Origin of the sequence: Nonomuraea glycinis, assembly GCF_035920485.1 — a bacterium.
Lineage (GTDB): Bacteria > Actinomycetota > Actinomycetes > Streptosporangiales > Streptosporangiaceae > Nonomuraea > Nonomuraea glycinis.
Map to the genome: position 1 here is coordinate 5,741,120 of NZ_CP109166.1, position 24,423 is coordinate 5,765,542.

A 24,423-nucleotide genomic window follows, 5' to 3' on the forward strand; every position below is an offset into this window, starting at 1 on the left:
CGGGCCTCTCGTTCACCGACGACGCAGCCCGCGTACAGTCCCTCGTTCACCGATGAGGCGGCTTTCAGCGTCCTTTGCCGCCCAGGGTGTCGCGCAGCCAGCGCGCGCCCACCGCGAGGGCCAGCGGCGGCGGCACCGTACCGGAGCCCAGTCCCACCTCCACCAGCAGGTCGAAAACCTCCTTGCGGTGTACGGCGGTGCCGATCGCGGCGTCGATGAAGCCGGTCGACTGCGCCAGCCGGGCGAGCACGTCGGTGGTGCGCAGGTGCCGGCCGAGCGCCCGCCGGAGCTTGCGCCGGTAGAGCGGGAGGGGGTCGCCCGGCGCTTCGACGGCGGACTCCCCGGCGAGCCGCCCCGAAAGCAGCGCGTAGTAGATGCCCTCGCCGGTCAGCGGGTTGATCAGGCTCGCCGCGTCCCCCGCGAGCATCACCCGCCCCGCCCCGGGACTCGGCCGGCCGGTGGACAGCGGCAGGTGGTGGGCGCGCAGGTCGCGGGCGGGCCGGTCGGGCAGCAGCTCGGCGAGCCTGCCGTGCAGCACCTGCCGTCCGGGGGCGCCGGTGGCGTGCAGCCGGGGCAGCAGCATCCCGAAGCCGACGTTGGCGGTGCCGTCGCCGATCGGGAACGACCACGCGTAAGCCGGCCAGCCGGCCTTCTGCATGGCGATCAACTGGACGTCGTCGTCCGCCGGCACGTCGGCGTAGCCCCGGACGGCGATGGCGGTGTGCCGGGAGGCGGTGACCGGCAGTCCGATCAGCCGTCGTACGGCGGAGTTCGCGCCGTCGGCGGCGACCACGGCGCGGGCCCGGTACCGGCCGTCGATGACGACCACCGGCCCGCCGAGGTCGAGCGTCCTGACGCGGTGGCGGCGCACCCGCACGCCGGCGGCCCGCGCGGCCTCCACCAGCCGGGCGTCGAACACCATCCGGGGCACCACGTGGTTGGGCCGCGCGACGTCGGCCGAGACCCGGACTCCGCTGGGGGAGACGACCGACAGGCGGGGCGTGGGCCGGTAGTCGTCGATCAGATCGGGGACGCCCAGCTTGGCCAGCTCGTCACGCCCGTGCGCGGCGATGCCGTCGCCGCAGGCCTTGTCACGCGGGAAGTCCGCCTTGTCCAGCAGCAGCACGCGCAGGCCGGGCCGCATCCGCACCGCGCCGAGCGCCGCCGCCGCCCCCGCCGGCCCGCCCCCCACGACCACCAGATCCCATACGTCCTGCTCCCGAAGGTCCTGTTCCTGAACGCCTGAGTCCCGATCGCCGCCGTCACCCCTGGAGTCATCCATGGCAAGAAATGTGCCACCGCCGGTGTCGGGGAAACGCTTTCTCGCTGTGTGGAGTAGTGCACGTCCGGTGTGTGGACTAGTGCGCAGATCGCCAGGTCGAACGCTCGTAATCTCCGTGGTGTCGGACAAACCGGCAGCACCTACTGGGGGAGGAACCCGAAATGCGTAAGACCCTCGCGATCGCGGCTCTGGCCGGTTCGATGGCCGTCACCGGTCTCGCCGTGGCTCCGGCGGCTCAGGCCGCCACGCAGACCGCCACCACCACGACCGCCTCCACCGCCACCATCGTCAAGTGGGGCAAGTTCTTCTCCAGCGACCGCAAGGCGTACACCTACGGCAAGACCTGGGAGAGCTACGGCAAGGTGTTCACGAAGTGGTACGGGGTGGACAAGTTCGGTGGCAAGAAGGGCTGGGTGTGGTTCGAGGTCTACCAGGACGGCCACTGGCGCAAGTTCAACCACGCCTGGGACGGCAAGAAGACCGGCGCCTGGAGCGGCCACGGGATCGGCAAGGTCTACACCTACACCTGCTGGGCCGGCAAGTTCGACAACTGCGGCAAGAAGTACCGCATCTACTAGACACAGATGTCACCAGCGGCGGTTGCTCCAGGGCAGCCGCCGCTGCTGTGTACTATCATCCGTTTCCTGGCGGTTGTTCTCCCGCCTAACCTCCAGAGCGGGTCCCCACGCGACCCGCCGCACGCGGAGGCAAAGGGGACGTATGAGCCTCGAGCGCAGGAGTTCCGCACGTCGGCGATCTCACGTGGCCGCCGAGGACCGCGGGCGTGGGCCGGGCCCTGGGCGATGGCCGCGAGGAGAGTCGCATGACCGGCAAGAAGCAGCTCAAGGTCCGCATCCGTGAGCGGATGGCCAAGACGGGCGAAAGCTACACCACGGCCCGTCACCACATCGCCGGCCCGGCCGAGGCGCGGTCGGACGCCGGCTGGCGTTTCACCGGGGGCCGCTGTCCCGCCAGCGCCGCCATCACCGCCATCCTCGTCAACCAGGGCGCGGACGTCAGCGAGCCGCTGGTGTTCCTGGCGGGCGGCGGCATCGGCGCCGGCTACATCCTCTGGGAGTTCAAGCACGATCAGAGCCGGCACGTGGTCATGGGGTTCCGCAACCAGTGGCAGTATCACCACCGCTCCATGGACAAGACCCTCACCCGCCTCGGCGTGCCGTTCGAGCAGCACACCACGGGCGGGGTCCGGGCCGCGAGCGCCAAGCTCGCCGGGGAGCTGGACGCGGGGCGGCCGTGCGTGATTCTGCCGGACCGCCACCACCTCGGCTACTGGGGGCTGCCCGCCACCCTGGACGGGCACGGCGGTCATCCCGTGGTGGCCTACCGGCGCGACGAGGGCGGGGTCTACCTCGACGACCGTGGACACGCGACGATCCGCGTCCCGCAGGACCGGCTCGACGCGGCGCGGGCGCGGGTCGGAACGTACAAGAACGTGACGCATGTGCTGGGTGAGGCCGTGCTGGGGGAGGCGGCGCTCGCGAGCGCCGCGCGGGAAGGGCTGCGCGACTGCGCGGAGCACCTGTCGTCGGCGTCGGAGTCGTTCTCCTTGCCGGCGTGGCGCAAGTGGGCCCGGATGCTCACCGACACCCGCCACGCCAAGGGGTGGCCGAACGTCTTCTCCGACGGGCGGAGCCTGGCCGGCGCCCTGCTGTCCATCTGGGAGGGCGCCGAGCCGGTGGGCATGGAAGGGGGCAACCAGCGCGATCTGTTCGCCGACGGGCTGGACGAGGCCGCCGTCCTGCTGGCCGAGCCGGGCCTGGCGGCGGTGGCCGGGGAGTTCCGGCAGGTCCACGCGCTCTGGCACGACCTGGCCGAGGCGGCGCTGCCCGCGGACGTCCCGGAGTTCGCCCGGATCCGCGACCTGACGGCGGCGATCAAACAGAGCGTCATGGAGGAGGGCAGCGCGGGCGTCGAGCAGTCGGCGCGGACCGCCGCCACGCTGTGGCAGGTACGCGCCGCCGCGGACGAGTCCTTCCCCGGCGGCGACGCGACCGCGCTCCTGACCGACCTGGGCAAGCGGGTGAACGCCATCTACGAAGCCGAGCGCTCCGCCATCGCAAGACTCGCGACCCTGACCGGTTGACCGGCGAGGCTCGTGAAGCTGACCGGATGACCGGCTTCAGGACGCTGACCGGATAGCCGGCTTCAGAGGAGCGTGGAGCGTACGGCTTCTTCGCTGCGTCCGATCACCGCGCTCCCGTCGTCGGCCGTGATGATCGGCCGCTGGATCAGCACCGGGTTGGCCGCCAGTGCCTCGATCCAGCGGTCGCGGTCGTCGCGCGGCCAGGTGCCGATGCCGAGCTCGGCGGCTCTGGGCTCGCCGGTCCGGGTGATGTCCCACGGTTCGAGGCCGAGCCGGGCGAGGACCTCGCGGATCTCGCTCGCGGCCGGCGGGTCGTCCAGGTAGCGGCGCACGGTGTAGTCGGCGGCCTCGGCGTCGAGAATCGACAGGGCGGAGCGGCATTTCGAGCAGTCCGGGTTGATCCAGATCTCCATGGACCCCATGCTTCCTCACATCCCGCCGAGGGTCGTCGACGGCACCTTATTCCGCTAACAAGTTTTAGTTAAACCAGAGGAGCCCGTCAATGGTCAAGGGGTGAAAGCCCGTTCGGCCCATGACAATGGGTGTTAACCTCGATGGTATGGCCCAGGATGACGTCTCTCCCATCGAAGCCGTCGCGGCGCTCAGCGACGACCTGCGCCGCCGCATGTACGACTTCATCCGGCGCTCGGGCCGGCCGGTGACGCGGGACGAGGCGGCGCAGAGCGTCGGCATCTCCCGCAAGCTCGCCGCCTTCCACCTCGACAAGCTCGTCGACGTGGGCCTGCTGTCAGCGGGTTATGCCCAGCCGGCCGGGCTGCGCCGGGTGGGGCGCGCCCCCAAGGTGTACGAACCCACCGATCTCCATGTCCAGGTCAGCATCCCGCCGCGCGAGCACGGCCTGCTCGCCGACATCCTGCTGCAGGCCGTACGCGCGCAGAGTCCGGCGGAGAGCGCCCGGGACGCCGCGCTGCGGGTGGCCGCCGAGCGTGGCCGCGACCTCGGCCGGGCCGAGCGTGACCAGCTCAAGCCCGGACGGCTCGGCGCGGAGCGGGCGCTGACCTGCGCCGGGCAACTGCTCGAACGGCACGGCTTCGAGCCCGAGCGCGCCACCTCGACCCTGATGCGGCTGCAGAACTGCCCGTTCCATCCGATGGCGGCCAGGGACCCCGGCCTGGTCTGCGCGATCAACCAGGCCTTCCTGGCCGGAGTCCTCGACGGCCTGGGCGCCACCACCCTCGACGCCACCCTCGCACCGAGGCCGGGCGCGTGCTGCGTCGAACTCGGCACAGCCGGCCCCCAACCGGCCGAGCACCCCGGCGGCGCCCAGGAGAGCTCCACCGCCTGAGTCACCGGCCCGGCCCGGCCCGGCGCGGTCCTGGCCGGCTCCGGCAGGGTCACCGGCTCGGCGTGGTCCCGAAGAACTCCCGCAGTGTCGTCGGGGCCCGGCCGCCGAGGCGTTCGATGCTTTCGGTGACCCCGTAGAGCGGGTGGTGGCCGGTGCCGATGAGGCGGAAGATCGCCCACAGGTGGGTCAGGTGCTCCACGGTGTACGGGTTCCGGTAGATCTCCATCGCCCGCGCCTCCCACTCAGCCGGTGGCAGATCGACGTATTTCACCCCCATGGCGTCGGCCGCCTCGCCGACGCTCGCCATCTGCCCGGTCACCAGGCACACCGGGTCGGCGGGCCCGGGGTCCAGCAGCAGCCCGGCCGCCACCCTGGCGACGTCGCCCGCCGAGACGAGCGGGATCAGCGTGTCCCCGGAGCCCAGCGGCAGGGCCAGCTCACGGCGGTCTCCCGCGGCGGCCGCCACGACGGCCAGGTTCTCGAAGAACACCGCTGCCCGCAGGTGCACCGCGCCCACCCCGGCCCGGTCGAAGACCTGCTCGGCCACCCAGTGCCGGCGCATCCGCGGGGTGAGCGCGTCGGGGGAGGCGTCCAGCTGGGACACCTCGACCACGCGCGTCAGCCCTTCCTCCCGCGCCGCCGCCGCGAAGGCCCCCGTGGCGTCCAGCAGGCCGGCCGTCACCGGATAGGTGAAGAAGGCCCGGCTCACCCCGCGCACGGCCGGTCGTACGGAGGAGATCTCGCGCAGGTCGCCCACGACCACCTCGGCCCCGAGCCCGCGCAGCTCGTCGGCCCGGTGGTCGTCGGTGCGTACGAAGGCCCGCACGGCCTCGCCGCGTTCCAGCAGGTGGCCCGCGACCGAGCGGCCGGTCGAGCCTTGAGCCCCGCCGGCCGCGCCCGCGACCGCGCGGCCGGTAGAGCCCTGCGGCCCGCCGGCCGCGCCCGTGACCAGGATCATCGCGCCGTCCCTCGCGGGAGGCTGAGGGTGAAGAGCCCGAGCTGTTCAAGCTCGCGCAGGTACGGCTCGGCGGGGAAGGCCTCGGCCGGGCTGAAGACGCCGCCTCCTTCGGGCCCCCGGCCGTCGGCCAGCCGGACGGCGGCCGCCACGGAGGCCACGGCGCTGGCCCGCCAGAGGTCGCGCCCACTGGCCTGCCCGGCGCGGCCCCCGTCCGCGGTGATCGCCTGGACGGCGACGGTGAACTCGGACCCGGCCCGGGTGGCGGCGTCGACGTGCTCGCTGGTGAACGCCTGCTCCTCCTCGAAGGTACGCGCGGTGAGCTGGGCCTCCACCTCGCGGACGGCCACGTGCCGGGGGATGGTCACCACGTCGGAGGAGGGGAGGGGGGCGATCATGGTGCGCGGGCCGAGGGGCGGCGGGAAGGGGAAGACGACGTTGCGCGGCTCGACGTATCCGACCTGGAAGGCGCCCTCGGTGTAAGAGATCCGGCGGGTGTCGGCGAACAGCAGCTCCGCGGTCTTCCTGGCGCCGGTGGTCAGCCGCCACCCGGTCACCGCGTAGGCGACCACCAGCCGGTCGACGCCGGTCAGGCCGCCGGCCACGGCGGAGGCGAGCAGGTCGCCCAGCCCGCCGTAGAAGCTCATCGCGGTGATCATGGCGATGCCCGCGCGCTCGGCCGGCTCGCGCATGGCGTCGAACATCCAGGCGGTGTGGTGCTGCTCCAGGCCGTGGTCGACGTAGTGGCAGCCGGCCTCGGCGGCGGCTCGGGCGACGGGCCGGCCCGTCTCGGTGAAGGGGCCGGCGCAGTGGACCAGCACGGCCGCCCGCGCCGCCAGCGCCCGCAGCGCCTCCGGGTCGTCCAGGGCGGCCTGGTGGACCGGGAGGCCACCGAGCTCGTCGGCCAGCGCCTTGAGCGCTTCGCCGTCACGACCGGCCAGGACGATCTCCCGGCCACGGGCGCGCAGCTCGGCGGCGACCAGGCGCCCGGTGTGGCCGGTGGCTCCGTAGACGGCGATGGGTGGTGATGACACGGCTCACCTCAAGGTTTCATACTGACGGTATGTAACTTCCCTTCGAAGTTACATACCGCGAGTATGTAAGTCAATGGGGGATCGATGACCCGCCGTACCCAGGCCGAGCGCTCCGACGCGACCACGGCCCTGCTGATCACCACCGCGCAGCGGCTGTTCGGCGCCCACGGCTACGCCGCCACCTCGATCGACGCGGTCGCCGCGGCGGCCGGCGTGACCAAGGGAGCCGTCTACCACCACTTCGGCGGCAAGACGGCGTTGTTCCGGGCGGCGTTCGTCCGGGAGCAGGAGGAGATCGCCGCCACCCTGGAACGGGTCGCCTTCGAGCAGAGCGACGGCTGGGCCGCCCTGCGCCGTGGCTGCCGCACCTTCCTGGAGCACTGCCTGGACCCCGGCTTCCGGCAGATCGTGATCCTGGACGGGCCGTCCGTGCTGGGCTGGGAGACGGTCCGGGAGATCGAGTACGGTCACGCGCTGCGCGTCCTGCTCGACGGCATGCGGCTGGCACAGGCGGAAGGGCTGTTCGCCGAGGGAGACCTGCCGGCCCGCGCCCAGCTCGTCTTCGGCGCCCTGTGCGAAGGCGGAATGCTCCTGGCCCGTGCCGCCGACCCGGTGGCCGCCCTGCCCGGCCTCGCGGCGGAGGCGGACCGCCTGCTGGAGGCGTTCAAGGTCTGAGATGGACCGCCTGCTGGAGGCGTTCAAGGTCGGAGAGCCCGGCCCGTCGGGGACGCCCCGGCGCCGAGGGCGGCGAAGCGGCGCCTGGGGGCGTTCTCAGTCGCCGGAGGCGCGGAAGGTGCGGCGGTAGGTGTGCGGGCTGACGCCGGTGGTGCGTTTGAAGTGGTCGCGGAAGGTGGTGAGCGAGCCGAAGCCCACCTGGGCGCCGATGCGTTCCACCGAGTGCCGGGTGGTCTCCAGCAGGTGCTGGGCCTGCCGGACACGGGCCAGGTGCAGCCAGCGCAGCGGCGTCGTCCCGGTCTGCTCCCGGAAGTGCCGGATGAGGGTGCGGGTGCTGGTGCCCGCGTACGCGGCGAGATCGGCCAGGGTGAGGTCACGCGACAGGTTGTCCCGCATCCAGGTGAGCAGCGGTTCGAGCGCGGCGCCCCGGGGAGTGGGCGGGTGCCGCTGGACGATGAACTGGGCCTGGCCGCCCTCGCGCTCCAGCGGCATGACCGACAGGCGGGCCGCGTCGGCGGCGACGGCCGAGCCGTAGTCGCGGCGGATCAGGTGCAGGCACAGGTCCAGCCCGGCCGCGGCGCCGGCGGAGGTGAGGAACTGCCCGTTGTCCACGTACAGCACGTCGGGGTCGACGTCGAGGTCGGGATAGGCGGCGGCGAGCCGGGCGGCGGCGATCCAGTGGGTGGTGGCGCGCCGGCCGGCGAGCAGCCCGGTGGCGGCCAGAGCGAACGTGCCCGTGCAGATCGAGGCGATCCGGGTGCCGTGCGCGGCCGCCGCCCTGAGCGCGTCGCCGACGGCGGGCGGCAGGGGGGACTCGGGGGTGGCCGTCCCCGGCACGATGATCGTGTCGGCGTCCCTGAGGCCGTCCAGGCTCCAGTGCGCGCGCAGGGTGAACGTCCCGGCGTCGACCTCCGGCGTCTCGGCGCAGACGCGGACCTGGTAGCCGGGGCGGCCGTCGGGGAGGCGGGTGCGGCTGAAGGCCTCGATGGGGGTGGCCAGGTCGAACGGGGTCACCTGGTCCAACGCCAGGACGGCGACGGTGTGCATGGCGGAAACCTACCGCGCCACCGGGTTCGCGCCGCCCCGCTGAGGTCGTACGAGCGAGGTCTTCTGCCTGTTCGGAGCCGTTGGCGTGATCCCGGGGGAAGTTGTCATCACTGCCACTAGGAGTGTGGGGCCGCGCTGGCTAGCCTCCGGAAAGGCCGCTTTCCGTACGACTCCTCAAGGACGAACGATGACCGTCATCGCGCCGATTCTGATCGGCCTCGCCTACGTGTTCCTGATGTCCCTCATCCGTGAACCGCACCGGCGCCCCTTCAACGCGATCATGCTGGCCGGAGCCGGCGCGGCCTACCTCAGCAGCGGCGGCGGTTTCGGTCCCTGGGAGTTCGCTCTCACGGCCGCCGTCACCTACTGCGCCTACCGCGGCCTGCGGTCGTGGACGTTCATCGGGATCGGCTGGCTGCTGCACACCGGCTGGGACATCCTGCACCACCTGAACGGCAGCCCGCTCATCCCCTTCGCGGCGGACTCCTCCTTCGGCTGCGCGATCTGCGACCCGGTGATCGCCCTGTGGTGCCTCACCGGCGGCGTCTCGGTCACCGACCACCTCCGCGCGCGCCTGGCTCGCGCCCGCTCGGACCGGGCGGCCTCCTAGGGGCCGCTCGTTGTCTCATACCCCCTGCGGGTATAAGTTGAGGGCTTGGTACGAGAGGAGTGCGCTATGTCCGAGCACCATGGAGGCCATGTCCAGCACCACCCGCCCGCCAAGGCGACCTGGGGGATGGCGTCCTCGGCGACCCTGCACTGCCTCACCGGGTGCGCCATCGGCGAGGTCCTCGGCCTGGTGATCGCGACGGCCCTGGGCTGGTCCGTCGCACCCTCGATCGCCCTGGCCGTCGTCCTGGCCTTCCTGTTCGGCTATCTGCTCACGCTGATCCCGCTGCGCCGGGCCGGAGTCGGCTGGGGCTCGGCGGTCAAGCTGGCCCTGGCCGCCGACACGGTGTCGATCATCGTGATGGAGATCGTGGACAACGGCGTGATGCTGGTCATCCCGGGCGCGATGACGGCCGGGCTGACCTCGGCGCTGTTCTGGGGGGCGCTGGCCGTCTCCTTCGCGGTGGCCTTCGTGGTCACCACCCCGGTCAACAAGTGGATCATCGGCCGGGGCAAGGGTCACGCCGTCATCCACGCCTACCATCACTGACACCGATGAGCCGGCACCGGCCGGACCGGCACAGGCGGGCGGGCCGGCTGGCAGGCTGGGGGGATGGGATTCGGGGTGCGCCAGTTCGAGCTGGCCTTGATGCATCGGATGCGCGACCTCAACGCCGAAAGGGTGGAGGCCGCGATCGAGGCCATCGGCGCCTCCCGGGCCGAGTTGCGCGCCGCGCACACCCAGTGGACGAGGATCCTGCACGTCCGCAAGGGGCCGGCCCCGCTGCGCGCCGCCCTCGGCCCGCCGTCCCACCGGGGGCCGCAGTCGTTCGGGAGCCTGACCTGCGAGGTGCTTCGCTGGGCGCTGCCGTCCTGGCCGGAGTTGGCGTACGAGGTCCTGCTCGGCCCCGGCGGCCAGGTGTGGAACCAGTGGCTCGTCCGCCCCGGCGGCCCGGTGACCCTGACCTTCGAGGAGCTGACCCCCTGGCGGTGCGTCGTCGCCGACGTCCAGGCGAGTTTCCCCGGAGCCGCGCACAGCGAGGGCCAGGCCCCGCACCACTGGGCGGTCGACTTCACCCACCAGGACACCACCTACCGCGCCCGTTTCGTGTACGGCCTGTACCAGCGGCTCGACGTGCTCAGACGGTGACGAAGTCCGCGATGATCACCGTGGCGTCGTCCTTCGGCTCGACGGCCGCCATCTCGTCGTACACCCTGTCCAGGCAGACGGCGGGGGAGGCCCCCTCGGCGATCAGCGCCGTCAGCCGCGCGACGCCGAGGGCCTGGAGCACGCCGTCGGTGACGATGACGAGGCGGTCACCCGGGCGCAGCGGCACGGTGCCGACCTGGGGCCTGGGGCCGGACGCCTGGCCGATCCCGCACGCGCGCGAGCCCTCGCCGTGCGACGTGGTGAGCAGCCGGGGCGCCGCGGACTTCGCACAGTGCCAGATGGCGCCGCCGCCGACGTGCGCGTAGCGCACGCACGGGCGCTCACCCGGGTCGAGGATGATCAGATCCAGGGTGCTGGACAGGCCGGACATGGTCGGCGTGCTCATCGAGGCGGTGCGGACGGCGTGGTGCGCCACCTGGGCGCATTCGGTCATGTCCTCCTCCCGCCTGCCCGGGTGCTGCGGCCGGGCGGCGACCACGGCCCCCAGGGCCAGGGCCGCGGCGCTCTGGCAGAGCTCCGCACCGCCGCCGCCGTCGGCCGCCGCGATCAGCCGCTCCTGGATGACGTACGCGTCGGAAGGGTGGCCGTGCGAGCCCTCGTACGTGCCGCCCATCGCCACCAGGCGCGGCCGCGTGGTCGGCAGGCCGGGTGGCCAGTTCCGGCGTCGGCCGTGCACCGCCATCGCGGACAGGCAACTGGCCAGGATCGTGACCACGATGAAGGTCATGAAGTCCCCTTTGTCGCGACAGCGGGTGTCGCGTCCGCGCGACACGCGTCCAGTGAACGCGACCGCACGGGGATGTGACTGACGGCCGATCGACCGTCATGCCGGGCGGCCGTCGCGGCGGACAGGGTGTGAAATGCGGCGGATGCCGTGTGAAGGACGGTCCAAGGGATGCAGCCATGACCCCATCCGCTTACTCGACCGGAGATTTCCACCGGCTCACACACATAAGGTGCGCTATCGTGATGCCCTTCCTGTGCTCTCATCACGGGCGGGCGGCACGTGACGCACCTCGGATCCACCCGATACGACTCGGCGACCAGGCAGGTGGAGTCGGCCATCACGCGCACCGCCGCGGGCGTGCGCGGGGTGACGGGCCTGGTGGTGGTGGTCGCCGCGACGCTGGGCGCGGCCGCGCCGGTCTCCGCGCTGTGGCTGGTGCCCATGCTGGCGCTCGAGCTCGGGTGGACCATCCTGTACCTGCGCCTGGCGTGGCGGCGGCTGCCGCTGCGCGGCCGGTTGGTGGCCGGTGACGTGGCCACCACCGTCGTGCTCTGCCTCGCCCAGCGCCACCTGGTGGCGACGGAGGCGCTCGAAGGCGGGGCGAGCTGGATCGCGGGGCTGGTCACGGTGAGCATCGTCGTGGCCGGGGTCTCCTGGACGCCCAAGGTGGCGATCCCCGCCGCGGTGACGGTGGCCGGGGCGTACCTCGTGGGGATGCGGCTCGCCGCTCCCGCGCAGGACGTCTACGGCACCCTGGTGATCCATCTCGTCCAGATCGCCTCGGTCGTGCTGCTGATGACGCTGCTGCGCCGCTCGGCCGCGTCGGCCGACGCTTTCCTCGGCAGGAGCGCGCGCGTCCAGATCGAGCTCATGGTCGAACGGCTGCGGCGCGAGGACGAGCTGAGGCAGGTCAGCAGCGTCCACGAGACCTCGCTGCACACGCTGACGATGGTCGGTCTGGGCACCTATGACGGGCCGTCGGCCACCCTGCGCGCCCAGGTGGCCACGGACCTGTCGGCGCTGGAGCGGCTGCGTGACCGGCCGCGCGCCGACTCCGCCCCCATCGCCCTGGACGCCCTGCTGGAGGAGGTGGCCGGGCGCGCGAAGGGCCTGGAGGTCCGCAGGAGCCTGATCCCGGCGACGGTGCCCGGCGAGGTGGCCGAGCGCTTCGCCCGCGCCGTCACCGAGGCGCTGGCGAACATCGCCCGGCACGCCGGCGTGCGCGAGGCCGAGCTGGTCTCGTGCCGGCGCGCCGGTGAGATCCGGGTGGAGGTCGCCGACGAGGGCGGCGGGTTCGACCAGGACCGGTTGCCGGCCGATCGGTTCGGCGTACGCGGCTCCATCCTCGACACGATGCGCTCCCTGCCCAACGGCGGCGCGGAGATCTCCTCCGGGTGCCGGGGCACCCGGGTGAGCCTGTGGTGGCGGCCATGACCGACGACATCGAGCAGGTGGCGCGGCGCTACATCCGCTACACCGCGATCGGCGCCCTGGTGATCACCGTGGCCTGGCACCTGGGCTATGACCTCACGATGACGGTCACCGGCTGGCCGGTCTTCCGCTGGCCGGAGCTGGCGGCCGTCGCCTGGCTCGTGCACACCGCGATCGCGGTGATCGCCGCGCTCGCGCTGACCCGCGACTCCCGAGGCCCGGCCAGGGTACGCGAGCTCGTCGTCGCGGCGCTGGCCGTGAACGTCGCGGTCATCCTGGCCTGCCACCCCGAGGACCTGCTCGGCCCGATCGACTGGGGCTGGGGATCGGTGGGCTGGCTCGGCGTCGTGCTGCTGTGGAACCGGCCGCGCTGGCGGGCCGAGGCGATCGCGTTCCTGTGCGCGAACGCGGGCATCATGCTGGCGGCGATGGCCGTGACCGGGACGCTCGACCGCGTCTCCGTCGCCAAGTATCTGGTGGTCATGGCCGGCAGCGCCACCCTGCAGCTCGGCTACATGGCGGGCTGCCACACCCTGCGCTCCCGCGCGGAGGACGCCGTGCTGCTGGCCCGCAGTCTCGCCGCCGACGACGCCTGGCGCACGTCGGCCCGGACCATCCACGCCGACCGGCTGCGCCGCTACGCCGCCATCCGCGAGGTCGCGGAGTCGCTGCTGGAGCAGCTCGCCGACGGCGCCGATCCCGGCGATCCCGGCGTCCGCGAGGACTGCACGGCCGGTGCCATGCGCCTGCGCCGCCTCATCACCGAGCGGGAGGATCTGCCCGACGAGCTGGTCTCGACGCTGCGCAGGCGGATCGACGCGGCCGAACGGCGCAAGGTCCTGGTGACGGCGCCGCCGTTCGGCGCGAACCTGCCGGCCCTGCCCCAGGGCGTACGGGAAGATCTGCTCAGAGCGCCGATCCAGGCGCTGGACGGCGCCAGGTCGCGGGCCCGGGTCACTGTGTCCGCGATGTCCGCCATGGTGAGCGTGGCCGTCGTCGCCGACAGCGACGACCTGCCCATCAGCACCAGCCCCGTGCACGAGTCCAGCGGGGTCGTCGTCACCTATCAGCGGCAGGAAGGGGAGGTATGGGTCAACAGCATCTGGCAGGGCGGGTGACGGTCGCCCTGGTGGAGGACCACCAGGTCGTGGTGGACGGCGTCAGGTCGTGGTTCCGGCCGCCGGGCCCGGTGGAGCTGGTCGCGCACGGGCCCACCATCGAGTCCGTCCAGGGGGTGGACGCCGACGTGCTGCTGCTCGACCTCAACCTGAACGGCACCATGATCATCGACCGGATCGCCGAGCTGTGCGGGGGCGGGCAGCGGGTGGTCGTCTTCTCCGAGCACGAGGAGCCGGAGACGGTGCGGGTGGTGCTGGACGCGGGGGCTTCGGCGTTCATCGGCAAGGGGCGGGCCACGCGGGAGTCCTGCCTGGAGACCCTGCTGGAGGTGGCGGCCGACCGGCCGAGCGTGACGCCGCCGATGGCGCAGGCGATCGCGACGGACGAGAGCCCGCACCGGCCGCAGCTGTCGGACAAGGAGCGGGCGGCGCTGCTGTTCTGGTTCCAGTCGATGTCGAAGGCATCGGTGGCGGCCCGGATGGGCATCAAGGAGCGGACCGTGCGCCAGTACATCGACCGGGCCCGGATCAAGTACGCGGCGGCCGGCCGGCCCGCGCCCACCAAGGAGAAGCTGCTCATCTGCGCCATCCAGGACGGGCTCATCAGCCCCGACGAGGTGACCGTCTACACGTCCCTGGCCGCGGAGCCAGGCACCGGGACCTAGCTCTGCGCGGACCTGGCTCTGCGCGGACCTAGCTCTGCGGGGGCAGGTGCTCTTCGGCCCAGGCCGAGAGCTGGTGCAGCGCAGGGAGGAGGGCCCGGCCGGCCTCGGTCAGCTCGTAGGAGACCGCGACCGGCGGCCCTTCGTCCACGGTCCGCGCGATCAGGCCTGCTCTCGTCAGCTCCGACAGGCGGTCCGACAGCACCGAGTCGCTGACACCGCCGACCGCCCGGGACAGCTCGCGGAACCCGGCGGGCCCGGACCCGAAACTGCCCAGCACGACGCCGCTCCAGCGCTTGCCGAGCAGGGAGAAGGCGCGCGTCAGCCCTTCCTCGGCGCTTACGCAAGCGTTCGTCTCGATCTGCTTGGGCGTGGCCATGTTTCCATGCTAGCCGCAGGATCGCCACTTTGTTTTTCCTAGTAGATAGTATTAGCCTGGCGACGCGTTAATTCCTAGCGAGGAGAACTGATGGCGAAGCATGCTGGACACCGGCCGACCGTCGTGGTGCTGGGTGGCGGATACGGCGGCCTCAAGCTGGCCAAGGGGCTCGACGACGTCGCCGACGTGACGCTCGTCGACCCCACCGAGGCCTTCATGCACAACGTCGCGGCGCTGCGTGCCCTGGTGGAGCCCGAGTGGCTCGATCGGATCTTCATGCCCTACGACCGGCTGCTGACCCAAGGGCGCTTCCTGCGCGATCGGGCCGTGGCGGTCGACGGGCTGAAGGTCACCCTGGCCTCGGGCCGTGAGCTGGAGCCCGACTACCTGATCCTGGCCACCGGGTCGTTCTATCCCTTCCCCGCCAAGACCGACGCCCCGGACACCAGGACGGCCCAGGCCAAGTTCCGGGACGCGCACCAGAGCATCGTGGACGCCCAGCGGGTGCTGCTGGTCGGCGCGGGCCCGGTCGGACTCGAACTCGCCGGTGAGATCAAGGCGTCCTTCCCCGGCAAGCACGTCACCATCGCCGACATGGCGCCCGACATCCTGCCCGGCCCGTACGACCAGGCCCTGCGGGACGAGCTGCGCCGTCAGCTCGACGAGCTCGGCGTCGAGCTCAAGCTCGGCAGCGCGCTGCGCGAGCTGCCGAGCGCGCCGCCGGCCACCGCCGCGCCGATCGCGATCGCCACCGAGGCGGGTGACAAACTGACCGCCGACGTCTGGTTCCGCTGCTTCGGCGTCAAGCCGTACACCGACTACCTGCGCGGCTCGCTCGCCGAGGCCCGCGACCCGCAGGGCTACGTCCAGGTCGACGAGCACCTGCGCGTCCGGGGCCAGGAGCGGGTGTACGCCATCGGCGACATCGCCGACGCCGACCGCAACATGGCGGCCTTCGCCGGCGCGCAGGCCGAACTCGTCGCCGCGAACCTGCGTGCGCTGATCACCGGCGAGGGCGGGCCTGCCGCCTACGAGCCGTGGCCCACCCTGCTCGTCGTCCCGCTCGGCCCCGAGGGCGGCGCCGGCCAGTTCCCCGGCCAGGACGACATCGTCGGCCCGAACGTGGTGGCCGACGTCAAGGGCCGCGCCATGCTGGTCGAGGCCAGCGCCGCGCTGTTCGACGCCCCCGCGAAAGGCTGACCGACCGGTCAGAGGAGCTGGTCGACCGCGCCGCCCCCGGCAGGCGCACCTGTCTCCGGGGGAGCGGCTTGCCGACGTGCCCTAATAAGAGCGTCCGCCAGTAGGTCATCGGATGCGTGGTGTGCGGGGTCGTGTGTCCCATCGGTAGTGGGTCCAGGCGCGTCGGATCAGGCAATTTGTGCGCTCGACCACCCACCGTCCGCCGGTCTGGATCGGGACTTTCGCCCCACGTGGGACGATGCATGCGTCGATGTTCCTGTCGGCCAGGCCGTCGTGGACAACGCGGTAGTCATAGGCGGCCAGGACCAGTAGCCGGAGATGCTCCATCACGCCCAGTGAGATCCACTCGTCCCTCCTGCGGCGCAGGGTCGTGGCCGAGCAGTGCGCGTCCGCGACGCGCTCGTATTCTCAGCCGAAGACCAGCACCTGGACCAGCCGGTCGAAAACCACTGTGCCTGCGATCCGTGGGTTGTGGCAGCCCAGCGGATGCCGGTCTTCCCGCACGGGCAGCAGCGCGAGGAACTGGTCCCGGACGGGGCCGAGAATGCATGACGGAACGGCAGGCACGGATCCCCAATGATCACGAAGCGTGGACAACTCCATGATCGGGGACCGCGCCTGCACCACTACAACCACCTACTGACAGACACTCTCAACGACCGTGTCACGAGCTCTCAGCACACGTGCCCCGTCATGGTCGTATCCCAGCGCATACCAGCGACCATGTGCTCCAGGTAGCCCGCGTCGCTGACCGTCACCACGATCTCTGCGTAAGGGATCTCAGCGAAGGAGTAGTCCTCTCCCAGCTCCAGCCCATCCCACACGTCCAGCTCCCCCGGATTCTCCAGTGTGGCCTCGCTCAGGTGCGGGACGTTCCGGTAGGGGCTGATGTCGTAGGAGACCACGATGTCGGCGGCGCAATGTGAGAACTCCTCGGCGTTGCCGGATGTCATCACGTAATGCGAAATGCCGTCGTATCCGTTGCCCCCGTCCAGTTCGTACACGTCTTTCGCTTTGCGCCTGGGTTCGAGCACGGTCTTGCCGTCGTCCGCGAGCAGGTACCCGTCTTTGGTAACCCGTATCCTCTTGCCGAGGATGAGTTCGTAAAGCTTCCAGAACTCGTCCTTCAGCCGCATGCCCGCCGTGATGGCCTTGCCCTGCTCCTCGGTGAAGGGGTACCGCTCTCCGCCGCCTCCCTCACTACTGTCTTCGTTGTGCAGAAACCCGTTATCCAGGTGCCACCAGGCGTCCACCAGGAGAGACAGGGGAAAGCCGGCCTCCTGCGGTACTGATGGGACGTCGGGGTTGATAACGTGCACCCTCCCACGGAGGGTCGAGCCTTCGACCGAGTCGACGGACACGGTGAAGATACTGGTCATGCTGGGGCGCCCCTTCAGCCGGAAGTGCTGGTCACGCTTGATCACCAGCCAATCCGGATAGTAGGCGGCCCTACTGACACTCGCTCCCGGCGTCATACGCGCCCACGCATCCGACGCCTACTGGCGGACGCTCTTAGCCGAATAGGAAGGCGAGGGTCAGGAAATTTCGTTCTTTTCCTGATATGTCATCCCTCGCCCTCCTGCGCACCTCGTCACAGATCGGTGGCGATGATCTTCTCGATGTTGCGTTCGGCGAGTGCCGTGATGGTGACGAACGGGTTGACGGTGGTGTTGCCGGGGATCAGCGCGCCGTCGATGACGTACAGGCCGGGATAGCCGGCCAGCCGGCCGTAGTTGTCGGTGGCCTTGTTCAGCACCGCGCCGCCGAGCGGGTGGTACGTGAGGTGGTCGCCCCAGATCTTGTAGATGCCGAACAGGTCGGTCCGGTAGATCGTCCCCTCCTTGGCGTTGATCTTGTCGAAGATCGTCTTGGCCATGTCGATGGACGGCTGCTTCCAGGCGAGTTGCCAGTTCAGGTCGACCTTGCCCGTCGAGGCGTTCCAGGAGAACTGGGCCCGGTGCGTGTTGTTGGTGATCGACAGGTAGAACGAGGCCCAGGTCTCGATGCCGGTGGGCAGCGGCGCCACCTCGGCGAACGCGCCGCCGGCCGCCCAGTTGTCGATGCCGGAGCAGGGGATGGTCGACTGGAGGCTGCCGGTCGGGTCCCACAGGTGGTTGGCGCGGCCGCACATGACGTTGCCGTTGTCGCCCCAGCCCTTGCCGACCTCGCCGTTCAGGGCCGGCAGCGCGCCGGTGGCCCGCAGCTTGACCAGCAGCTTGCTGGTGCCGACGCTGCCGGCGGCGAAGAACACCCGGTCCGCGGTCACGGTCTTGGTGGCCGTGGTGTCGCCGGTGGTGTTCAGCTGGTTGATGACGACCGTGTAGCGGCCACCGCCCGCCGGGGCGACCGAGGTCACCTGGTGCAGCGCCGAGATGGTCACCCTGCCGGTGGCCCTGGCCTGGGCGAGGTACGTCCGCTGCAGGGACTTCTTGCCGTGGTTGTTGCCGTAGAGGATCTCGCCGGCCAGCGCCGACTTGGTGACGGTCCCGGCCGCCTCCTGCTTCATGTAGTCCCAGTCGTACACGTCGGGCACGAAGACGAACGGGAAGCCGGACCGCTGGGCGTGCTTACGGCCGACCCGCGAGTACTGGTAGCAGGCGGTGCTGTCGAACCACGCCGGGTCGATGGTGCCGACGCCCAGCCCGGCGTTGGCCCGCGGGTAGTAGGTGGCGTACATCTCATCGGCGTTGACCGACGGCAGGACGGAGGCGAAATTCTCCCGCTTGGGGGTGACCGCCATGCCGCCGTTGACCAGCGAGCCGCCGCCGACGCCCCGGCCCTGGTAGACCGTGATGCCGCTGAAGTCCTCGGCATCCAGGATGCCGGTGTAGCGCGGGATGTCCCTGTCGATGGGGAAGCCGAGGAAGTAGTTGAGCGGCGCCTTGGTCCTGGTGCGCAGCCAGTAGGACCGGTAGTCCGGCTCGCGCGTGTTGCAGAAGATCTTGCCGTCGGAGCCGGGCGTGTCCCAGGCCATGCCCATTTCGATCATGTGCACGTCCACGCCCGCCTGGGCGAGGCGCAGAGCGGCGACGGAGCCGCCGTAACCGGTGCCGATCACCAGCGCGGGGACGTGCGCCCCGTTGGCGATCGGCGGGGCCGCCGCGACCCTCCTGGCCTGGGCGGCGGCGGGACCCGCGAGGGCCGCCATGCCCAGGATGGAGCCGGTTCCGGCGATGAACCCACGGCGCGAGACGGCGTTGGAGACGGGGGGATGGTCTCTCATCGGTGTTCCTCACTCTCGACGAAAGGAGAACGGGTCGTGCCTGGTGCTCGCGCCTGGGTGAAGTGGTGAAGTGTCGAGCGCCCGCCCATGAGGCGGGCAGGTGCTATCGGTTGACGCCGCTGGGCAGCCTGCACACCGTGTCGAGGCCCAGGACGTGGTTGAGCCGGCCGAAGGCCAGCCAGGAGCCGAGGCTCATGCTCAGTTCGACGATCTCGCGCTGGGTGTAGTGAGTGGTCATCCGGGTCCAGAACTCGTCGTCCAGGCCGTGGTGGTCGAGGGCGTACCGCTCGGCGTACTCGGCGGCCAGCCGGGTGCGGTCGTCGAAGGCGTCGGTGGTGCGCCAGTGCGTCACCGCGTCGGCGAACCCCTCCTCGACCTTCTTTCCGTCCCGTTCGGTCCGCCAGTCGAGGCAGAACTCGCATCCGTTGATCTGCGCGATCCGCAGCCGCGCCGCCTCGAACTCGCGCAGCCCGAGGGTCGTGTGGGCGTACACCGACATGGAGAATTTCGAGGCGGCGATCCCGATGCCGGGGATCATCTCGCCCCATACGTATTCGATCGCGTCCTTGCCCTCGGGGATGTCGATGTTCACGCGGGTCTCCTTCCGAGCCTGCCGGGGCGCAGGGGGACGTCGAGCGCGTCGTACAGGCCAGGCTCGGCGGCCATCAGCCAGTCGATGGCGCTCACCAGGCGGGCGACGGCGGTGGCGTTCCCGCCCGCGGACCGGTTCCCGGCCTCGTCGACCGCCTCGATCGTGACCTCGATGCGCGGGCTGCCCTCGATGATCACCCGGTGCGCGCCCGCGCCGTCCGGCGGCGTCGGCCAGTCCGGTGCGCAGGAGGGGTGGATGCGGGTGACGTGCTCGATGACGATCCGGGGCTCGCCCTCGACGATGCCCTGCACCTCGAACCGCAGCGCGCCCTGGGTGCCCGCCTCGAACTCGCCCATCGACACCGTGCTCACCGTGGCGTCGAGCGGGCGCCGGGCCACGCTCTCGCGGATCTCCTCCACCTCCACGCCGAGGCCCCTGGCGATCAGCCGTACCTGCCCGCCCCACACCATGGTCGGGACCGTCGGCGCGATCATCGGCGGCTCGTAGTCCATCGGCTGGCCCATGCCGACCAGGTAGCGAACGGAGTCCGGCTGGTCGTAGGTGGTGTAGTCGAAGATCTCCTGGCAGCGGATCGCGTCCACGGTGGTGCCGAGCCCGCTGACCAGCAGGGGCAGCACGTCGTTGCCCCAGCCGGGGTCGACGCCGGAGACGAACAGCGAGCCGCCGCCGTCCCCGACGGCGGCCAGCACCGCCTCCCGCGTCTCCGGCGGGGCGTTGCGCTGGTCGTACAGCGCGTACAGGGAAGGGGTGACGACCACGGCGCCGGCCCGGATCGCCCGGAGGATGTCGGCGAGCGCGTCGTCGGGGCGGATGTCGCCGGACGCGGCGTACACGACGGCGCCCGGACGGGTGGCCAGCACCGCGTCCACGTCGCCGGTGGCCGCGATGCCCAGATCACGGCCGAGCCCACCGAGGTCGCCCGCGTCGCGGCCGAGCTTGAGGGGGTCGTGGACGAGCACAGCGGAGAGTTTCAGCGCCGGGTGGGCATCGACGGCACGGATGGCCGCGCGGCCGATGTTGCCGGTGCCCCAGACAACCGTGGACGTCATGGGCGGAGCGTAGCAAGCGCTTGGTTAAGTGTATAGGGCCCTCACAGCCCGATATCGCCACCTATGAGAATCGACGGCCGGCAACGCCGATAGCCTGATGGATGATGCTCACGACTTGGCCGGTGCTGGCGGCCGTCTCCGCCGGTGGCGTGCTCGGCGCGCTGGCCCGGCACGCGATCGCGACCGCGCTGCCGCACCCGCCCGGCGCGTTCGCCTGGTCGATCCTCTTGGTCAACGTGTCGGGATGCCTGCTGATCGGCGTGCTCATGGTGCTGGTCGTCGAGGTGTGGACCGATCGGCCGCTGGTGCGCCCGTTCCTGGGCGTGGGCGTGCTCGGCGGCTACACCACCTTCTCCACCTACGCGGTGGAGGTGCACCAGGCGATGGCCGCCGGCCGGCCCGCGACCGCGCTGCTCTACCTGGCGATCACCCCGGCCGCCGCCGTGCTCGCCGCGTGGGCGGGGGCCGCGCTCACCGGCCGGGCCGTGCGGGCGTTCAGGAGAGGGGACGGCGGATGACGCTGCTGCTCGTCGCGCTGGGCGCCGCGGTCGGCGCGCCGCTGCGCTATCTGACCGACCGGCTCATCCGCGCCCGCCACGACTCGGTGTTCCCGTGGGGGACACTGGCGGTGAACGTGGCCGGGTCGCTGCTACTGGGGTTCGTGATCGGCCTGCCCGCCGGACCCGCGCTGACCGCCCTGCTGGGCACGGGCCTGTGCGGGGCGCTCACCACCTACTCCACCTTCAGCTACGAGACCCTGCGCCTGGCCCAGGACGGCGCCCGCTTCCTCGCCGTCGTCAACGTCGCCGCCAGCCTCGCGGCCGGCCTCACCGCCGCCATGATCGGCCTGCTGCTGGCTCAGATCTTCACCGCCTGACCCAGGACCGCGCCGGGCCGTACCGAAAATAGAATCGCCGACGGGATCCTGCCGCCACTGGGCGGGCGGGAACCCAGCGGCGGAAGAGGCACCATGGCAGCGGAATTCGAGCATGACGACCACATCCTCGTGCAGGACGGCAGGACGCTGGAGATCTTTCACCGTGACGTGGCGGGGAGCAGCCGCTTTCACGTGGCGTTTCTCGGGGTGCACGCGACGCCGCACCGGGACGGGTTCAAGGTCCGCGTCGGCCGCAGGCACGGCGAGGACGCGATCGTCGACGGGGTGCGGCTGACCATGAGCCAGGAACGGTTCGCGGAGTTCCAGAAGTTCATCGCCCTGGCCATCGCGGCTCGTGACCGAACCGCCTGACCCCCCCGGCGGACCGGCCGACGAGCTTGTCGGACGGACTCGGCGCGGCGGCAATGGCAGGAATGCGGTGAAACATGGCAGCCCTGCGTCTCATGGCCGGCCGGCAGGCCATGTCACGCTTGTTCTGCATTAACGGGGATAAAAATGGAGGAACAATGCGACGTTTTGCTGTGGTGCTGTTGACGGCCGGCGTGCTGAGCGCCGGGTTCGCCTCGGTCTTCGCCGGCGCCGCTGCCGCTGACCAGCCGGGACCGGACACGTCCGACAGCGTGCGAATCACCAACCGCGACATGTGACACCTTTCCCGGGCGGGCGGCCAACGCGATGGCCGCCCGCCCGAGACCGCCCCATTGGCGATAAATACGCTTATGCGATATTTCGTGTCGTACGGCTAATGATCAGAACAGCCGCCGGCCGTCTACCCATGCGCTCGGTAGGCAGCCTCCACCAGGCGGCGGACCCGGTCGCCGCCTCCTTCGATCAGCTCGGCCATCCGGTTGGGCACGTACGCGAAGGCGAGGTCGCCGTCGGCGAAGGCGAAGGCCCCGGTGACGCCGGCGTGGCCGAAGGCGGCGGGGGAGTCCGCGCCGGGCCACATCGGACCGCCGGGCAGCATGAACCCGGAGCTGTAGGCGGTGTGGCAGCCGAGCACGAGATCCATCCCGCCGGCCTCGGGCGTGCGCGCGGCGGCCGTGCTCTCGGGGCGCAGCAGCCGGACGCCGTCGACCTCGCCGGCGAGCGCGGCGTACAGGCGGGCGAGCGCGGCCGCGTTGCCCGCCCCGCCACAGGAGGGAATCTCCACCTGGCAGGTGCCGGCGCTGCTCAGCAGCTCCGCGGTGACGGCCACGCTGCCGAAGGTGGAGCGGTGGAAGAGGGAGGTGGGATCGCCGATGGCCCGGTTCAGCGCCTCCAGCTGCGGGTGGCCACGCCCCCGCAGGAGCTGACGTTCGGTGGGCGGTACGAGTCCCGCCAGCCGCCCGTTCGTGCCGGGCGGCAGGGTGATGTGCAGGTCGAGCCCGAGCGGCCCGGCGATCTCCTCGGCGAAGAACTCCCCGACGGTCCGGCCGGTGACACGCCGGACCACCTCGCAGACCAGCCAGCCCATGGTCAGGCAGTGATATCCGTGGCCCTGCCCCGGCTGCCAGGCCGGCCGCGCGGCGGCCAGGGCGTCCCGTACCGGGGTGCGGAGCCGGATGTCGGCCAGGGTCAGCGGCGGGTCGACGGCCACCACGCCGGACCGGTGCCCGAGCACCCAGCGCAGCGGGATCTCGCTCTTCCCCTCGGCCGCGAACTCCGGCCAGTACGCCGCGACCGGCGTGTCCAGGTTGAGCAGCCCCCGGTCGACCAGCACCAGCGCGGCGGCGGCGACCAGCCCTTTGGTGGCCGAGGCGAGGAAGGCGATGGTGTCACGCCGCCAGGCGCCGTCGCCCGCCAGGCCGCCCCACAGCTCCACGACCGGCCGTCCCGCCTGGCAGACGGCCACCGACGCGCCCAGCTCCCGGCCGTCGGCGAAGTTGCGCGCGAAGGCGTCGCGAACGCCGCCGAAACAGGGCTCGCACCACCCATGGACCTCGCCCACAGCCTCTCCCCATGCCCGGCGGGGCCGGCTTGAGGGGCGAACCGGCTGCTTTCCCTCCGGCTACCCGGTGACCATGCCGAGAAACAGAGCCATGGATCCACGAGCGGGCGAGCTCCTCAGAAAGCTCAGCCGAGGCGGGCGAGCTCCTCCGGGGTGAGCTCCAGGGTGGCGGCGCCGACGGAGTCGAGGATGGTCTCCGGGCGGCTGGCGCCGGGGATGGGGATGACCACAGGGCTGCGGGCGAGCTCCCAGGCGAGGCAGACCTGCTGCGGGGACACGCCGCGCGCCGCGGCGATCTCGGTGAAGGCCGCCCGCTCGTTCAGCTCCCCGCCACGGGTGATGCCGCCGAGCGGGGACCAGGGGAGGAAGGCCAGGCCGAGCTCGGCGCAGACGTCGACCTCGGGCTCGCTGGACCGGAACCGGGGAGAGTACTGGTTCTGGACGCTCACCAGCCGGTCGCCGAGGATGTCGTGGGCGAGCCGTATCTGCGCCGGGTCGGCGTTCGAGATGCCCGCCATCTCGATCTTGCCGGCGTCGTACAGGTCCTTGAGTGCCCCGATGGTCTCCTCGTAGGGCACCTTCGGGTCGGGGCGGTGGTGCTGGTAGAGGCCGATGCGCTCCACGCCCAGAGCCTTCAGCGACCGGTCGCACGCCTGCTTGAGGTAGGACGGGCGGCCGTCGACCTCCCAGCCGCCGCCCGGCGTGCGGGTGTGCCCGCCCTTGGTCGCCACGAGCACGGTGGCGGCGTCGCCGTCCCACCGGGCCAGCGCCCGGGCGACCAGGCGTTCGTTGTGGCCGACGTCGTCATGCGAGGGCGTGTAGGCGTCAGCGGTGTCTATCAGGGTCACGCCGGCGTCCAGCGCCGCGAGGATGGTGCGGATCGACTGGTCCTCATCGGGCATGTGCCCGGCCACGGACATGGGCATGGCGCCGAGCCCGATGACGGACACGGAGCGGTTTCCGATGGCGCGTGTTGTCATGGCGTTGTGCATGAGGACACCCTCCCCGCT

28 protein-coding genes and 1 pseudogene are annotated in these 24,423 nt (G+C 71.5%); 15 read left to right on the forward strand and 14 right to left on the reverse strand.

Annotated elements, in window-relative coordinates; all coding sequences use genetic code 11:
- Window positions 1-64 precede the first annotated feature (64 nt).
- On the reverse strand, window positions 65-1,282 hold the full coding sequence (locus OHA68_RS26960; RefSeq protein ID WP_327102741.1) for an NAD(P)/FAD-dependent oxidoreductase: 1,218 nt from the start codon (window positions 1,280-1,282) through the stop codon (window positions 65-67).
- Between the two features lie 161 nt (window positions 1,283-1,443).
- Between OHA68_RS26960 and OHA68_RS26965 the strand changes: the two genes are divergently transcribed.
- Both OHA68_RS26965 and OHA68_RS26970 read left to right on the forward strand, forming a co-directional pair.
- Window positions 1,444-1,860: a hypothetical protein gene (locus OHA68_RS26965; protein WP_327102742.1), complete on the forward strand. Its 417-nt coding sequence runs from the start codon at window positions 1,444-1,446 to the stop codon at window positions 1,858-1,860.
- A gap of 245 nt (window positions 1,861-2,105) precedes the next feature.
- On the forward strand, window positions 2,106-3,386 hold the full coding sequence (locus OHA68_RS26970; protein WP_327102743.1) for a BtrH N-terminal domain-containing protein: 1,281 nt from the start codon (window positions 2,106-2,108) through the stop codon (window positions 3,384-3,386).
- Between the two features lie 62 nt (window positions 3,387-3,448).
- On the opposite strand, the gene OHA68_RS26975 is transcribed toward OHA68_RS26970, so the two are convergent.
- Window positions 3,449-3,799: an arsenate reductase family protein gene (locus tag OHA68_RS26975; protein ID WP_327102744.1), complete on the reverse strand. Its 351-nt coding sequence runs from the start codon at window positions 3,797-3,799 to the stop codon at window positions 3,449-3,451.
- A gap of 146 nt (window positions 3,800-3,945) precedes the next feature.
- Between OHA68_RS26975 and OHA68_RS26980 the strand changes: the two genes are divergently transcribed.
- Window positions 3,946-4,692, forward strand: a complete 747-nt coding sequence (locus tag OHA68_RS26980; protein WP_327102745.1) for a helix-turn-helix transcriptional regulator — start codon at window positions 3,946-3,948, stop codon at window positions 4,690-4,692.
- 49 nt (window positions 4,693-4,741) lie between these two features.
- Here OHA68_RS26980 and OHA68_RS26985 read toward each other — a convergent pair whose 3' ends face one another.
- Together OHA68_RS26985 and OHA68_RS26990 are read right to left on the reverse strand one after the other, a co-directional pair.
- Complete coding sequence (locus OHA68_RS26985; protein ID WP_327102746.1) at window positions 4,742-5,650, reverse strand: NAD(P)H-binding protein; 909 nt, start codon at window positions 5,648-5,650, stop codon at window positions 4,742-4,744.
- Complete coding sequence (locus tag OHA68_RS26990; protein WP_327102747.1) at window positions 5,647-6,681, reverse strand: saccharopine dehydrogenase NADP-binding domain-containing protein; 1,035 nt, start codon at window positions 6,679-6,681, stop codon at window positions 5,647-5,649. The genes OHA68_RS26985 and OHA68_RS26990 overlap by 4 nt, the downstream gene beginning before the upstream one ends.
- 84 nt (window positions 6,682-6,765) lie before the next feature.
- Here OHA68_RS26990 and OHA68_RS26995 point away from each other — a divergent pair, with 84 nt between their 5' ends.
- Window positions 6,766-7,356 carry a TetR/AcrR family transcriptional regulator gene (locus OHA68_RS26995; protein WP_327102748.1) on the forward strand — a complete coding sequence of 197 codons (591 nt, stop codon included), beginning with the start codon at window positions 6,766-6,768 and terminating at the stop codon, window positions 7,354-7,356.
- Window positions 7,357-7,452: 96 nt separating this feature from the next.
- On the opposite strand, the gene OHA68_RS27000 is transcribed toward OHA68_RS26995, so the two are convergent.
- The gene (locus OHA68_RS27000) at window positions 7,453-8,403 is read right to left on the reverse strand and encodes a GlxA family transcriptional regulator (protein WP_327102749.1); all 951 of its coding nucleotides are present in this window, start codon (window positions 8,401-8,403) and stop codon (window positions 7,453-7,455) included.
- 187 nt (window positions 8,404-8,590) lie between these two features.
- Here OHA68_RS27000 and OHA68_RS27005 point away from each other — a divergent pair, with 187 nt between their 5' ends.
- The 3 genes from OHA68_RS27005 to OHA68_RS27015 all read left to right on the forward strand — a co-directional run bounded on the left by OHA68_RS27005 (window position 8,591) and on the right by OHA68_RS27015 (window position 10,162).
- Window positions 8,591-9,013, forward strand: a complete 423-nt coding sequence (locus tag OHA68_RS27005; RefSeq protein ID WP_327102750.1) for a DUF6010 family protein — start codon at window positions 8,591-8,593, stop codon at window positions 9,011-9,013.
- Window positions 9,014-9,079: 66 nt separating this feature from the next.
- Window positions 9,080-9,562, forward strand: a complete 483-nt coding sequence (locus OHA68_RS27010; protein WP_327102752.1) for a DUF4396 domain-containing protein — start codon at window positions 9,080-9,082, stop codon at window positions 9,560-9,562.
- Window positions 9,563-9,625: 63 nt separating this feature from the next.
- A complete protein-coding gene (locus OHA68_RS27015) occupies window positions 9,626-10,162 on the forward strand; it encodes a hypothetical protein (RefSeq protein ID WP_327102753.1) in 537 nt (178 codons plus the stop codon).
- Here the strand turns inward: OHA68_RS27015 and OHA68_RS27020 are convergent.
- Window positions 10,152-10,910: a SpoIIE family protein phosphatase gene (locus OHA68_RS27020; RefSeq protein ID WP_327102754.1), complete on the reverse strand. Its 759-nt coding sequence runs from the start codon at window positions 10,908-10,910 to the stop codon at window positions 10,152-10,154. The genes OHA68_RS27015 and OHA68_RS27020 overlap by 11 nt on opposite strands.
- A gap of 279 nt (window positions 10,911-11,189) precedes the next feature.
- Between OHA68_RS27020 and OHA68_RS27025 the strand changes: the two genes are divergently transcribed.
- From OHA68_RS27025 to OHA68_RS27035, 3 genes are read left to right on the forward strand one after another with little or no spacing between them, the layout of a single operon-like run.
- On the forward strand, window positions 11,190-12,344 hold the full coding sequence (locus OHA68_RS27025) for a sensor histidine kinase (protein ID WP_327102755.1): 1,155 nt from the start codon (window positions 11,190-11,192) through the stop codon (window positions 12,342-12,344).
- Window positions 12,341-13,459 carry a hypothetical protein gene (locus OHA68_RS27030; RefSeq protein WP_327102756.1) on the forward strand — a complete coding sequence of 373 codons (1,119 nt, stop codon included), beginning with the start codon at window positions 12,341-12,343 and terminating at the stop codon, window positions 13,457-13,459. The genes OHA68_RS27025 and OHA68_RS27030 overlap by 4 nt, the downstream gene beginning before the upstream one ends.
- Window positions 13,429-14,124, forward strand: coding sequence for a helix-turn-helix transcriptional regulator (locus OHA68_RS27035; protein ID WP_189139653.1), 696 nt, complete (start codon window positions 13,429-13,431; stop codon window positions 14,122-14,124). Before OHA68_RS27030 ends, OHA68_RS27035 begins: the two co-directional genes overlap by 31 nt.
- A gap of 28 nt (window positions 14,125-14,152) precedes the next feature.
- On the opposite strand, the gene OHA68_RS27040 is transcribed toward OHA68_RS27035, so the two are convergent.
- Window positions 14,153-14,500 carry a winged helix-turn-helix transcriptional regulator gene (locus OHA68_RS27040; protein ID WP_189139654.1) on the reverse strand — a complete coding sequence of 116 codons (348 nt, stop codon included), beginning with the start codon at window positions 14,498-14,500 and terminating at the stop codon, window positions 14,153-14,155.
- A gap of 90 nt (window positions 14,501-14,590) precedes the next feature.
- Between OHA68_RS27040 and OHA68_RS27045 the strand changes: the two genes are divergently transcribed.
- Window positions 14,591-15,700: an NAD(P)/FAD-dependent oxidoreductase gene (locus OHA68_RS27045; RefSeq protein WP_327102757.1), complete on the forward strand. Its 1,110-nt coding sequence runs from the start codon at window positions 14,591-14,593 to the stop codon at window positions 15,698-15,700.
- A gap of 105 nt (window positions 15,701-15,805) precedes the next feature.
- Here the strand turns inward: OHA68_RS27045 and OHA68_RS27050 are convergent.
- The 5 genes and pseudogenes from OHA68_RS27050 to OHA68_RS27070 all read right to left on the reverse strand — a co-directional run bounded on the left by OHA68_RS27050 (window position 15,806) and on the right by OHA68_RS27070 (window position 20,585).
- Window positions 15,806-16,267 (reverse strand): annotated as a pseudogene (locus tag OHA68_RS27050) (hypothetical protein).
- Window positions 16,268-16,374: 107 nt separating this feature from the next.
- Window positions 16,375-17,079, reverse strand: a complete 705-nt coding sequence (locus OHA68_RS27055; RefSeq protein ID WP_327102758.1) for a hypothetical protein — start codon at window positions 17,077-17,079, stop codon at window positions 16,375-16,377.
- A 212-nt stretch (window positions 17,080-17,291) separates the two neighbouring features.
- Window positions 17,292-18,923: a GMC oxidoreductase gene (locus OHA68_RS27060; protein ID WP_327102759.1), complete on the reverse strand. Its 1,632-nt coding sequence runs from the start codon at window positions 18,921-18,923 to the stop codon at window positions 17,292-17,294.
- A 103-nt stretch (window positions 18,924-19,026) separates the two neighbouring features.
- Complete coding sequence (locus OHA68_RS27065; RefSeq protein WP_327102760.1) at window positions 19,027-19,515, reverse strand: carboxymuconolactone decarboxylase family protein; 489 nt, start codon at window positions 19,513-19,515, stop codon at window positions 19,027-19,029.
- Complete coding sequence (locus OHA68_RS27070) at window positions 19,512-20,585, reverse strand: NAD(P)H-dependent amine dehydrogenase family protein (RefSeq protein WP_327102761.1); 1,074 nt, start codon at window positions 20,583-20,585, stop codon at window positions 19,512-19,514. The genes OHA68_RS27065 and OHA68_RS27070 overlap by 4 nt, the downstream gene beginning before the upstream one ends.
- 101 nt (window positions 20,586-20,686) lie before the next feature.
- On the opposite strand from OHA68_RS27070, the gene OHA68_RS27075 reads away from it, so the two are divergent.
- From OHA68_RS27075 to OHA68_RS27090, 4 genes are all read left to right on the forward strand, one after another.
- On the forward strand, window positions 20,687-21,103 hold the full coding sequence (locus OHA68_RS27075) for a fluoride efflux transporter FluC (protein ID WP_327102762.1): 417 nt from the start codon (window positions 20,687-20,689) through the stop codon (window positions 21,101-21,103).
- Window positions 21,100-21,462, forward strand: a complete 363-nt coding sequence (gene crcB, locus OHA68_RS27080; RefSeq protein WP_327102763.1) for a fluoride efflux transporter CrcB — start codon at window positions 21,100-21,102, stop codon at window positions 21,460-21,462. The genes OHA68_RS27075 and crcB overlap by 4 nt, the downstream gene beginning before the upstream one ends.
- Before the next feature lie 93 nt (window positions 21,463-21,555).
- Window positions 21,556-21,834 carry a hypothetical protein gene (locus OHA68_RS27085; protein WP_189139661.1) on the forward strand — a complete coding sequence of 93 codons (279 nt, stop codon included), beginning with the start codon at window positions 21,556-21,558 and terminating at the stop codon, window positions 21,832-21,834.
- A gap of 155 nt (window positions 21,835-21,989) precedes the next feature.
- On the forward strand, window positions 21,990-22,130 hold the full coding sequence (locus tag OHA68_RS27090) for a hypothetical protein (RefSeq protein ID WP_327102764.1): 141 nt from the start codon (window positions 21,990-21,992) through the stop codon (window positions 22,128-22,130).
- 122 nt (window positions 22,131-22,252) lie between these two features.
- Here OHA68_RS27090 and OHA68_RS27095 read toward each other — a convergent pair whose 3' ends face one another.
- Together OHA68_RS27095 and OHA68_RS27100 are read right to left on the reverse strand one after the other, a co-directional pair.
- Complete coding sequence (locus tag OHA68_RS27095; RefSeq protein ID WP_327102765.1) at window positions 22,253-23,413, reverse strand: serine hydrolase domain-containing protein; 1,161 nt, start codon at window positions 23,411-23,413, stop codon at window positions 22,253-22,255.
- Between the two features lie 125 nt (window positions 23,414-23,538).
- Window positions 23,539-24,405 (reverse strand): aldo/keto reductase, encoded by an 867-nt coding sequence (locus OHA68_RS27100; protein WP_327102766.1) that lies wholly within the window; start codon window positions 24,403-24,405, stop codon window positions 23,539-23,541.
- Between the last annotated feature and the right edge of the window lie 18 nt (window positions 24,406-24,423).

Excerpts from the sequence above, each read along its gene's own strand:
- OHA68_RS26960 (WP_327102741.1), bottom strand. The coding sequence starts at position 1,282 with ATGGATGACTCCAGGGGTGACGGCGGCGATCGGGACTCAGGCGTTCAG.
- OHA68_RS26965 (WP_327102742.1), top strand. The coding sequence starts at position 1,444 with ATGCGTAAGACCCTCGCGATCGCGGCTCTGGCCGGTTCGATGGCCGTC.
- OHA68_RS26970 (WP_327102743.1), top strand. The coding sequence starts at position 2,106 with ATGACCGGCAAGAAGCAGCTCAAGGTCCGCATCCGTGAGCGGATGGCC.
- OHA68_RS26975 (WP_327102744.1), bottom strand. The coding sequence starts at position 3,799 with ATGGAGATCTGGATCAACCCGGACTGCTCGAAATGCCGCTCCGCCCTG.
- OHA68_RS26980 (WP_327102745.1), top strand. The coding sequence starts at position 3,946 with ATGGCCCAGGATGACGTCTCTCCCATCGAAGCCGTCGCGGCGCTCAGC.
- OHA68_RS26985 (WP_327102746.1), bottom strand. The coding sequence starts at position 5,650 with ATGATCCTGGTCACGGGCGCGGCCGGCGGGCCGCAGGGCTCTACCGGC.
- OHA68_RS26995 (WP_327102748.1), top strand. The coding sequence starts at position 6,766 with ATGACCCGCCGTACCCAGGCCGAGCGCTCCGACGCGACCACGGCCCTG.
- OHA68_RS27000 (WP_327102749.1), bottom strand. The coding sequence starts at position 8,403 with ATGCACACCGTCGCCGTCCTGGCGTTGGACCAGGTGACCCCGTTCGAC.
- OHA68_RS27005 (WP_327102750.1), top strand. The coding sequence starts at position 8,591 with ATGACCGTCATCGCGCCGATTCTGATCGGCCTCGCCTACGTGTTCCTG.
- OHA68_RS27010 (WP_327102752.1), top strand. The coding sequence starts at position 9,080 with ATGTCCGAGCACCATGGAGGCCATGTCCAGCACCACCCGCCCGCCAAG.
- OHA68_RS27015 (WP_327102753.1), top strand. The coding sequence starts at position 9,626 with ATGGGATTCGGGGTGCGCCAGTTCGAGCTGGCCTTGATGCATCGGATG.
- OHA68_RS27020 (WP_327102754.1), bottom strand. The coding sequence starts at position 10,910 with ATGACCTTCATCGTGGTCACGATCCTGGCCAGTTGCCTGTCCGCGATG.
- OHA68_RS27030 (WP_327102756.1), top strand. The coding sequence starts at position 12,341 with ATGACCGACGACATCGAGCAGGTGGCGCGGCGCTACATCCGCTACACC.
- OHA68_RS27035 (WP_189139653.1), top strand. The coding sequence starts at position 13,429 with ATGGGTCAACAGCATCTGGCAGGGCGGGTGACGGTCGCCCTGGTGGAG.
- OHA68_RS27040 (WP_189139654.1), bottom strand. The coding sequence starts at position 14,500 with ATGGCCACGCCCAAGCAGATCGAGACGAACGCTTGCGTAAGCGCCGAG.
- OHA68_RS27045 (WP_327102757.1), top strand. The coding sequence starts at position 14,591 with ATGGCGAAGCATGCTGGACACCGGCCGACCGTCGTGGTGCTGGGTGGC.
- OHA68_RS27055 (WP_327102758.1), bottom strand. The coding sequence starts at position 17,079 with ATGACCAGTATCTTCACCGTGTCCGTCGACTCGGTCGAAGGCTCGACC.
- OHA68_RS27060 (WP_327102759.1), bottom strand. The coding sequence starts at position 18,923 with ATGAGAGACCATCCCCCCGTCTCCAACGCCGTCTCGCGCCGTGGGTTC.
- OHA68_RS27070 (WP_327102761.1), bottom strand. The coding sequence starts at position 20,585 with ATGACGTCCACGGTTGTCTGGGGCACCGGCAACATCGGCCGCGCGGCC.
- OHA68_RS27075 (WP_327102762.1), top strand. The coding sequence starts at position 20,687 with ATGATGCTCACGACTTGGCCGGTGCTGGCGGCCGTCTCCGCCGGTGGC.
- crcB (WP_327102763.1), top strand. The coding sequence starts at position 21,100 with ATGACGCTGCTGCTCGTCGCGCTGGGCGCCGCGGTCGGCGCGCCGCTG.
- OHA68_RS27085 (WP_189139661.1), top strand. The coding sequence starts at position 21,556 with ATGGCAGCGGAATTCGAGCATGACGACCACATCCTCGTGCAGGACGGC.
- OHA68_RS27090 (WP_327102764.1), top strand. The coding sequence starts at position 21,990 with ATGCGACGTTTTGCTGTGGTGCTGTTGACGGCCGGCGTGCTGAGCGCC.
- OHA68_RS27100 (WP_327102766.1), bottom strand. The coding sequence starts at position 24,405 with ATGCACAACGCCATGACAACACGCGCCATCGGAAACCGCTCCGTGTCC.